9 protein-coding genes are annotated in these 9,252 nt (G+C 43.4%); 4 read left to right on the top strand and 5 right to left on the bottom strand.

Translation table 11 applies throughout. The annotated features are described in order from the left end of the window. Nucleotides 1-36 precede the first annotated feature (36 nt). Entirely contained in the window at nt 37-699 is a 663-nt protein-coding gene (locus tag IQ246_RS26985) for a class I SAM-dependent methyltransferase (protein ID WP_194006366.1), read from the bottom strand. Nucleotides 700-871: 172 nt separating this feature from the next. Here IQ246_RS26985 and IQ246_RS26980 point away from each other — a divergent pair, with 172 nt between their 5' ends. Beyond that, nucleotides 872-1,813 carry a phosphoribulokinase gene (locus tag IQ246_RS26980; protein WP_194006365.1) on the top strand — a complete coding sequence of 314 codons (942 nt, stop codon included), beginning with the start codon at nt 872-874 and terminating at the stop codon, nt 1,811-1,813. Between the two features lie 473 nt (nt 1,814-2,286). Continuing rightward, a complete protein-coding gene (locus tag IQ246_RS26975; RefSeq protein ID WP_194006364.1) occupies nt 2,287-2,778 on the top strand; it encodes a DUF1499 domain-containing protein in 492 nt (163 codons plus the stop codon). On the opposite strand, the gene IQ246_RS26970 is transcribed toward IQ246_RS26975, so the two are convergent. Continuing rightward, the gene (locus tag IQ246_RS26970) at nt 2,767-3,219 is read right to left on the bottom strand and encodes a DUF4112 domain-containing protein (RefSeq protein WP_244142173.1); all 453 of its coding nucleotides are present in this window, start codon (nt 3,217-3,219) and stop codon (nt 2,767-2,769) included. The two genes, IQ246_RS26975 and IQ246_RS26970, sit on opposite strands and share 12 nt — an antisense overlap. Nucleotides 3,220-3,355: 136 nt before the next feature. On the opposite strand from IQ246_RS26970, the gene arfB reads away from it, so the two are divergent. After that, a complete protein-coding gene (gene arfB / locus IQ246_RS26965) occupies nt 3,356-3,769 on the top strand; it encodes an alternative ribosome rescue aminoacyl-tRNA hydrolase ArfB (protein WP_194006363.1) in 414 nt (137 codons plus the stop codon). A 24-nt stretch (nt 3,770-3,793) separates the two neighbouring features. On the opposite strand, the gene IQ246_RS26960 is transcribed toward arfB, so the two are convergent. The 3 genes from IQ246_RS26960 to IQ246_RS26950 form a co-directional block, all read right to left on the bottom strand. Next, on the bottom strand, nt 3,794-5,008 hold the full coding sequence (locus IQ246_RS26960) for a DUF790 family protein (protein ID WP_194006362.1): 1,215 nt from the start codon (nt 5,006-5,008) through the stop codon (nt 3,794-3,796). Next, nucleotides 4,938-6,512: a DEAD/DEAH box helicase gene (locus IQ246_RS26955; protein ID WP_194006361.1), complete on the bottom strand. Its 1,575-nt coding sequence runs from the start codon at nt 6,510-6,512 to the stop codon at nt 4,938-4,940. Before IQ246_RS26955 ends, IQ246_RS26960 begins: the two co-directional genes overlap by 71 nt. Nucleotides 6,513-6,913: 401 nt before the next feature. Further along, on the bottom strand, nt 6,914-7,348 hold the full coding sequence (locus tag IQ246_RS26950; RefSeq protein ID WP_244142172.1) for a HigA family addiction module antitoxin: 435 nt from the start codon (nt 7,346-7,348) through the stop codon (nt 6,914-6,916). On the opposite strand from IQ246_RS26950, the gene IQ246_RS26945 reads away from it, so the two are divergent. Next, nucleotides 7,333-9,198 carry a tetratricopeptide repeat protein gene (locus IQ246_RS26945; RefSeq protein ID WP_194006367.1) on the top strand — a complete coding sequence of 622 codons (1,866 nt, stop codon included), beginning with the start codon at nt 7,333-7,335 and terminating at the stop codon, nt 9,196-9,198. The genes IQ246_RS26950 and IQ246_RS26945 overlap by 16 nt on opposite strands. Nucleotides 9,199-9,252: the final 54 nt, after the last annotated feature.

The following is a 9,252-nucleotide window of genomic DNA, read 5'->3' as shown; positions in this document are numbered from 1 at the left end:
GGCATTGGGCATGGGGCATGGGGGATGCCTAAATTTTTAATTCTTTAGCGCTAGGGTTAAACCATCTGCAATAGGTATCAAGCTGAGACTAATTCGCGTGTCTTGATGCAGCTTCTGATTAAAAGCGCGAATCTTTTTGGTTCGATTGTCCTGCACTTGAGGATCTGCAACCCTTCCTGACCAAAGAACATTATCGATGGCAATCACTCCACCTGGACGCACAAGTTGCAGCGATCGCTCATAATAGTCATCATACTTGCTCTTATCGGCATCGATGAAGGCGAAATCAAAAGTTTCTGCTTGTTTGGCTAGTAGCAATTGATCTAAAGTTTCCATTGCAGGAGCGATGCATAGATGAATTTTATCTGCTACCCCTGCTTGCTGCCAATAACGCCGGGCGATCGCAGTAAACTCCTCACTCACATCACAGGCTACAACTTTTCCTTCTGGCGGTAACGCTAATGCCACCACTAAGGAACTATAACCTGTGAATACCCCCAATTCCAGAGTTTTCTTAGCTCCTAGCAACTGCACCAACAACGCCAAAAACTGCCCCTGTTCGGGAGCAATCTGCATTCTCCCCATTGGATGCTGGTTTGTTTCTTGTCTCAATTGGGTCAAAATTTTCGGTTCCCGCAGAGACACTGATAGTAAATAGTCATATAGGTTTTGTTCGAGTCCTAGTGTTTGAGTTGTCATAACTAAACTAAACAGGTAGTTTTACAGCAGGCGATCGCTTAAATATTCTATGTGTAGAGATGTTGCAGACAAACACTTAGCTTGAGTTACTTGCCTAATCCCTTTTAATATTAAAAAATATTGTCTGACAAATTTATTACTAAACTTGCTCATATCAGGGGGGGGAGAATCAATGAGCCGTCCAATAATTCTTGGCATTGTCGGTGATAGCGCCGCTGGTAAAACAACACTAACTCGCGGGATCGCTCAGGTACTCGGCCCGGAAAATGTCACGCTCATCTGCACAGATGATTACCACCGTTACGATCGCCATCAACGTGCAGAACTTGGGATCACAGCCCTTCACCCCGACTGCAACCATCTAGATATTATGCAGCAGCATCTATCGCTGCTACGCACAGGACAAGCGATCCTCAAGCCAGTTTACAGCCATAAAACTGGAACCTTTGAGCCGCCGCAGTACATCAAACCCAATAAATTTGTGATTATTGAGGGATTACTCGGTTATTCTACCCGTGCCGCCCGCGATGCTTATGATGTTAAAGTTTATCTTGCGCCTCCTGAAGAACTACGCGCCAAGTGGAAGGTCAAACGGGATACACAAAAGCGTGGTTATACTGCGGAACAAGTGCTGGCGGAACTAGAAAAGCGCGAACCCGACTCACAGCAATTTATCCGCCCGCAGCGACAGTGGTCTGATATAGTAATTAGTTTCTACCCGCCTACAGAGGAAGAGGATGAAACCAATGGACACCTAAATGTCCGCCTGGTATTGCGTCCAACAATTCCTCACCCGGATTTTACCCAGATTGTCCAATCCTACGATGTTAACTCCCTGTCAGCGATCCGCCTGGGGCTAGATCGGGATATGAGTAAGCCGGTAGATGTCTTAGAAGTTGACGGTCATGCAACCTTGGAACAGGTGAATAAACTAGAGCATGTTATATGTTCCGATATGCCGCATTTACGAAATATATGCGATCGCGAAAGCAACCCAGAACTAGGCAAAATTGCAGGTACAACTGGTGAGACACTCCAAAGTTACCCTCTGGCGCTTACCCAATTGATCATTACTTATCACATGCTTAAAGCAACGCAAATTTACCAGTTATAAGCTATGCCAACTGGCATCATCAGCTAAAACACATTTAAATTGCACAATCATTCATGAGGGCTGTCATGCGTCGTTGGTCATTAGTCGAAAGTATTTAGGACTTACGCACTGTACAAATGCATCGTGATGTAAATTAACTAAAATAGGTTGTTTGAGGCTTTTCTTAATTATCCTGCGATCGTCAATAGACGATTACGAAAAATATGGTTTTTCAGCTTTATCCATATTTGGTATTTCTTGTCAATGCGTAAGTCCTAGTCTTTTGCAAGTATGAAAACTGAGGTAAAATTCTCTCGAAATGTTTAATGGTAGATGCCCTAAGTGTGACGCAGCCTTTTACCGCAACTGATCAGCGCAGGTGCATTGCGATTATTCAGAATGTGGTTTTAGGGCGAACTGACAAAGTGCAACGCTCACCCAAAATGACCGAAAATAAAGGAAGTTCTATTCACCCCTTGAGGAGTAAATTTATAATGTCCCGTCTCTTAACAGCGTTTGCACAGCGACTCTTGTGGAGTGTCACTTTTGCCATACTCCTAACTTTGATTAGTAGTATGATACTTCCTGGAGCTACTTGGGCTGCCTCTTCTACTTTGGGAGTTGATAATGGTCATCTGAGTTTTTGTCCGGCTTCAAACAACTGTGTGATGAGTCAAAATGCTGACCCTAAACATGCCATTGACCCGATTGCCTATCATATAGACCGCAATGCAGCTAGAGAAACCTTACTAAAAGTTCTTAGCGTTGTTCCCCGTACAGAAGTTATAGAACAAACAGATAATTACATCCATGCTCTTTCTAAAAGCCGCATCTTCAAATTTATTGATGACGTAGAGTTTTATTTCCCTCCCAATGAGCCAATAATTCATCTGCGCTCGGCATCTCGCATAGGAGAGTCGGATCTCGGTGTCAATCGCAGGCGTATGGAGCAAATTCGCTTAGCTCTGCGTGACTTAAAAATTTGATTTGAGCGATTTCTGATTACTGATTACAGTTTTAATTGGTGGATGTTTAATCTGTGTCTTGCTGTAAGCTAAAGATGCTTCTTCGAGTTCTGGCTCAACTACTGTTAGATGTTGTTCTAAAATTGCCAAATTGCGAATATTAGACTTATAAAAAGCATCAAATAAATCACCCACAAAAGGCACAGTACCCACCACTGTTTCTAAACCAACATTAAAGATCATTTTGGTTAAATCTTCGCGTGGGATACCAAACCGGGTAGCTAAAAAGATGATGTAAGCTGAAAACGCTGTACTGATTAAATCACCAGCACCTGGAACTAAACCGATAATTGGGTCTATTCCAATGCGAAAACCTGTCAGCGGAATACGTATAGATGTATCCATCAGGCGGCTGAGTTTGCGGATGCGGTTAAGAGTAGCAAGGCGTTTAGCAGCGTTCATAATTTACGATGTTTGCACTATTCTTAATTTGCACCATTTTAAGTTATTCGTCTTGTACCGTTAGAAAGAATAGATCTGATGGCAAATTCTCTTAAAGACCAATATGCGATCGCACTAATAACGCTATACATAAGTTATGCTGCAAATTACTCACAAAATCATCATCCCCGATAGCGAAATTGAAATTAGCGCGATTCGTTCTCAAGGTGCAGGTGGTCAAAATGTCAACAAGGTTTCAACTGCCATCCACTTACGCTTTGATATTGTGGCTTCATCATTACCGACTTTCTATAAACAGCAGCTTTTAAAGCTAAACGACCGACGCATTACCCAAGAAGGGGTCATTGTCATCAAAGCCCAAGAACACCGCAGCCAGGAGAAAAACCGACAGGAGGCAATGGATAGACTTAAACAACTCATACTAAGCGCAGTCATACTACCCCAAATACGCAGATCGACTAAACCAACTCGCAGCTCTCAAAAAAAACGTCTTGACAGTAAAAGTAAACGAGGGCAGATTAAGTCCACCAGAGGGCCAGTCATAGATTAAAATGCGATCGCCATTATTACTCCATCACTCCATCACAGCTAAAACAGCTTTTGGTAATAACTTATCTTTAAACCAAACAATTTTCGCGGGGACATCATTTAATTTTATTCCCGCCTTTTCTAAATTAAGTCGCTCGGAAATTGCCAAAATTAAGTCGTCACGTCCAGCACGCCGCACCTGAGAAAACTTCTTTTGTAAATATTCTGGTCGCCAATAACCGACAATTTCTAATAAGAAAGTACGACCATCACGATGCACTAGGCGAAAATCGGGAATCATCACGCTACCGGGAATCGGAATTAAATCAACTTCTCGCTCTAATACCCAGTCACTTTTGAGCGCATCCCACTTATCAGCAAAGGATGCTTCTAGCATACTATCGTAGGGCTTACCTGGTGGGTAATGGGAAACCAAACCACATTCAGAATTTAGGGTGAAACGTCCAGTTTTCCAAGCATTTGTGTAGGCGTCGCGGGTTTGGAGAATAGAGGAAAGACTCCATTTAGTAACGTGAAGTAAAGCAGGAATAAGTTTAGCGATCGCCAAACCATATCGCGTACTAGGATTAAATAAACTCGTCGGCCCATCAATACTAATTGTAAACCCGTGGTCAGCATCGCCCTCAATATAAGCCATCAATTGAAACAACTTCAAATAGCGAAATAACAGCTTATATTCTCCCGGAACATTGCGATGAGCATTCAACACCAGTTGACTAGCTTTATAAAACACACCCTGCACTTGAGATAAGTTATATCGATTTAACAAATCTGGCGCTGTTGGTGGATCAAAAGCCGTCAAAATTTTATTCTCATTTAAATCAGCATACAGTCCATTACGAACTTGTTCTAGTAAAACTTCCCGCTCAAGTTCTTGAGTTAACTCATCAGCAATTTTACCAAGAGTAACTTGTGTTGATTCCCGACTTGAAACAGAGTTTGCAGCTAGCGAAAACACCCGTTCTCTTAACATTTGTGGTTCCAGCGGACTCACCACCTCAAACGTACAAAAACTGCTTTTGAGAATATAAGCTAATCCCCGCTTGACGCGATAATCTGTCGTATCTCCTTCAAAATCAGCCAGTTGACGCTCAAGCATACCCTGAGTCTTACCCACTGCTGCTTGAAAATAATTAATTAACTCAATCGCCAAATCCGAAGTTTGATGATCAATCTTCAGCCTCTTCGGGATGATCTCCTCCCCATTTTGGCGATGCATCAGTAAGTCTGTCGGTAACATTTCCCTTTTCGCTCGAATAATTAATTTCTAACTGTTCCGCAGCCTTAACACTTCTTTCCTTCCCACTCCCATATACAACCTGAAAATTCCCTTTCTTCTTCTTTTCTCCCCCTCTCCCCTTTTGTTCTCCCCTTTTGTTCTCCCCTCGCCGCCGCGCCGAAGTTCCCTCCTCACTCGTATCTTCCGCCACTACCTCATACAAAATCGCCTGCTTATTCTCGATATTACCCTTCCGCAAAACCCTCCCCAAACGCTGAATATACTCCCTTGCAGAACCAGTTCCTGATAAAATAATTGCCACAGAAGCTGCTGGCACATCAACTCCTTCATTTAAAACATGAGAAGCAATCAAAGTATTGTATTCACCCTCGCGAAATTTTGTTAATATCTCATGTCGTTCTTTCACAGGTGTTTGATGAGTAATTGCCGGAATCAGTAACTCTTGAGAAATACGGTAAACCGTGGCATTATCAGCAGTAAAAATTAAAATTCGTGCCGGGTAATGTTCTGCCAATAAATTAACTAAAATTCGCAATTTACCATCAGTACCTAAAGCGATATCTTTAGCTTCTCGGTGCGCTAACATAGCTCTACGTCCAGCTGACGATCGCGCACTCATTTGTACAAACATCTGCCAGCCTTGCAAACTTCCCAAAGAAATTCGAGATTGCTTTAAAAAATCGTTGCGAGTTTGGATTAACTGGTTGTATCTTTCCCGCTCAACTTGTGATAACTTCACCTTAATTTGAACAATTTCGTGCTCTGCTAACGCCTTCCCCGCTAAATCCTCAGCCCGTTTGCGATATACTTCTTGACCAATGAGGATATTTAGGTCAGCGTGTTTGCCATCAGTGCGTTCTGGTGTAGCAGAAAGTCCTAAACGATAGGGTGCGATCGCATACTCAGCGATGACACGATTAAAATCTGTCGGCAAATGATGACACTCATCAAAAACAACTAAAGCATATTTATTCCCCAGCGCCTCAGCGTGAATTGCTGCACTGTCGTAAGTTGCAACTAGGATGGGTGTCCTATCCCGCGAACCACCCCCTAGCAATCCCACCTCAGCATCGGGAAACGCCGCCACTAAGTGTGCATACCACTGATGCATTAAATCCAACGTTGGCACCACAATCAGCGTTGTACGTGGTGTCGCTTGCATTGCCATTTGCGCCAAATAAGTCTTTCCCGCTGCGGTGGGAAGCACTACCACCCCCTGCCTACCCGCCAGTTTCCAAGCTGCTAAAGCTTCACTCTGGTGCGGATAAGGTTCCATTTCTAGAGTGGGAACCAAATCTATGGGATAAAATTCCTTTGCTTCGTCGATAAAGTTAGTTTCTTCCGCCTGTAGTGCTTCCACTAAAGAGCGGTATCTAATTGCTGGAATACGGAATTTTTCAACTCGATCATCCCATCTGGCATAGTCCATCCAAGCTTTACCGCGTGGTGGTGGATGCAAAACTAATGTACCGCGATCGAAAGTTAATGTGGGGGTGCGAGCCATTTATAGGGACTGGGGATAGGGCATGGGGGATAGGGCATGGGGCATTGGTGAAAGGGAAAGGGGTAAGGGGGAAAGGGAAGAACTATCCCTTCGTCCTTTAACCTTTAACTTTTCCTCCCTCTTCCCTAATCCCGAGTATTTAGTCCCTTGATTACTAATAACGCAAAAATTGTACTGTTTGTTTCAACTTCACAACTAAATATCAATCCAATTTTTCAGCAAAGGGCTGACTTTGACGAGTAATGCTCTCAGGTTTTTATGGAGAACTAGTTCGTTATGCTGTAAACGACCGAGAATTATGCCTGGATGTCTGCACTGAGTATGAGCGAATTCTTCAATTACTTGACGGGAAAAGTATTTTTGAGTCGGGGAAACAAAGTCCTGCAATGCCTGCGATTCTATCAACCAATTGGCGGCTTTTTCATTGGCTTCTCTTTCCTGGTTATTGTCTTGTGTCGATACTTAGCTTCTAGGTTCGTCCAGAACTCAAAAGAAGTGCCTAGAGCTTGCGACAGTTCTATAGCTGTTTCAGGAGTTATCTGCTTGCTTCCCCGGATAATCTCGTTGATGGTTTGGATTGGACGGCCCATAATTTCTGCAAGATCCTTCTGTGTCCAGCCACGGGCTTCTAGTTCTCGACTTAAAATTCTTCCTGGTGCTGGAACTCTCGCTGCTGTTAGTGTATGGCTCATACTGCTGTCTTCCCCTGCTGCCTCAGTTAGTGATAGTCTTCGATATCGATAATTGTGAGGAATTCTTTCTCGCACTTCTGCTGCCAGGACTAGAATTAGAATTGATGTGATGTTTTCTAGTGGCTCAAGTGTCAGAATTGCCATTGCGCGATCGCTATCTCGCTTTAATTGATGAAATTGTTGAAACCACCCTCAAGGGCAAGATTAGCTCGGTTGAGCAGGTGTATCAAATGCTGCTTAAAGGGATAACTTCCGGTACGGGAGAAGTGTTTGAGCTAGCTTTGAGCGATCGCTTAAATGCCATCCAAAGCCAAGTAGACAACGAAAAAGATGAACTCAAAAAAGCCAAGGCTACCCGGAGTTTAAGAGCAATTAAAACCATCCAAAGTCAGTGGGAACGTTGGCAAGAGCAAAACAAAGCCACAGAAGCGATCGCCTCCGCAGTCAAAGAAATTACTACAGCCGATGCCGATGAGCGTCTAGCTATATTCTTACGTGTTACTGACCCCAATCATAAAAATCCGCTGAATCTGGCACAACTACAGCAATTATCTAAAGCTTTACAGCAATTTGCCCAGGCTAATTCTGATTTACAAGAATTTTCCGAAGGTATTACCCGTGGTTTGACTTCTTGGCAACGATTGCAAGACAACTTGCTCAGTTGGATGTACCAGCAAAACCAGGGATCTCTAGGATTTGGTGGCGTACCTGGAGAACTTGGCCCTTGGGCAAGTTGGGGTAAGCAAGTTAATAGTGAGTTACCCCAAAGACTATTTCGCACTTTGGCGATGGAAGAATCTATAATTCAATTTGCCGAACAGCAACGCGGTGTCACCCTCAGAGATTGGGTGGAAATGGCAATAATTCTACAGTACTTGCAACGGGGATTAGTTAACTGGTTTGACCAACAAGCCTACGATGTCAAGGCAGGGCCAAAGTTGTCCATTTCCACTTTCTTGACCTTTGCAGTGATTTGGAGTCAGTTAGCGAGTGGTTTTGGGAGCATTGGGACAGTATACTGTGATGCCTGTTCTCAAATTATGTTCCAGATTCTGCGAACCTTTGCCCAGCGTCCATATTTTCCTTTCTACGGTGGGATTTTTGCCTCTTTTTCTGGTACTTATTTGCGGGATGCTTTAGATTATCTGGATGAGCCGCTGCAAAAAGTCGAGGGAACCCAGGAAAAGGCGCGAATTTTGACACTTTTAGGCTATTCGCAGCGTGCTTTAGGACAATATCAACGTGCGCTTGATTTTCATCAGCAAGCACTGGAGATAGCCAGATATGCAGGCGATCGCCCCTGTGAAATTGCTAATCTCAACCACCTCAGTCGCACCTACGTACAAGAGCAAAATTACGCTGAGGCGATTAACTACAGTCAACGGGCATTGATTTTGAGCCGGCAAGCAGGCGATGCCTACGGCGGGCAAAGCCAACGCACAGGCGAGGCTAATGCACTGGTAAATTTAGGTTACAGCGAAGTTATGCAGGCTCAAGAACTGGAAAACCTCGAACCAGAAACCTATGAAGCTGCAATTAACTATTTAGAACAAGGCTTAAAGTTATCAGAAAAATTAGGTGATATTCAAAGTAAAGCTTTATGTTTCAGCAGCCTAGGAATTGCCTATTTAGTAGTTGGGCAACATCAAGCTGCAATTAAATATCTGGAAGATGGCTTTAAAACAGCCCAAGTATCCGGTGATTTATATCTCCAAGGACGGAACTTAGCTTATTTAGCCGAAGCTTATTATCATCTGCAAAATGCTGAAAAAACCGTTTACACTGGCTGTTTAGGAATGTATCTTTTAGAACAGATTGCCTCTATTGAGTGGCGTCAACCAGCAGGATTACTGACCATTTTGCAGGGACAAATAGGGATAGAAGATTTCCAAAATTTATTACAGCAACATCGCCCCAAAATTATTGCAGTTATTGGTGTAGATGGGTATGATCACATTCCTAAATTACTACAAGAATACAAGCAAGATATTTAGATGAAAAACTCCACGCCACTTGCGGGATGGGGCATGGGGCATGGGGAATAGGGC

The sequence above is a fragment of the aff. Roholtiella sp. LEGE 12411 genome, from assembly GCF_015206995.1.
Classification (GTDB): Bacteria; Cyanobacteriota; Cyanobacteriia; order Cyanobacteriales; family Nostocaceae; genus Komarekiella.
This window is presented reverse-complemented; position numbering and strand designations above follow the sequence as displayed.

Coding starts and splice junctions, on each gene's coding strand:
- IQ246_RS26950 (WP_244142172.1), bottom strand. CDS start 7,348: ATGGCAATTCTGACACTTGAGCCACTAGAAAACATCACATCAATTCTA.
- IQ246_RS26970 (WP_244142173.1), bottom strand. CDS start 3,219: ATGAACGCTGCTAAACGCCTTGCTACTCTTAACCGCATCCGCAAACTC.
- IQ246_RS26980 (WP_194006365.1), top strand. CDS start 872: ATGAGCCGTCCAATAATTCTTGGCATTGTCGGTGATAGCGCCGCTGGT.
- IQ246_RS26955 (WP_194006361.1), bottom strand. CDS start 6,512: ATGGCTCGCACCCCCACATTAACTTTCGATCGCGGTACATTAGTTTTG.
- IQ246_RS26975 (WP_194006364.1), top strand. CDS start 2,287: ATGTCCCGTCTCTTAACAGCGTTTGCACAGCGACTCTTGTGGAGTGTC.
- IQ246_RS26985 (WP_194006366.1), bottom strand. CDS start 699: ATGACAACTCAAACACTAGGACTCGAACAAAACCTATATGACTATTTA.
- arfB (WP_194006363.1), top strand. CDS start 3,356: ATGCTGCAAATTACTCACAAAATCATCATCCCCGATAGCGAAATTGAA.
- IQ246_RS26960 (WP_194006362.1), bottom strand. CDS start 5,008: ATGTTACCGACAGACTTACTGATGCATCGCCAAAATGGGGAGGAGATC.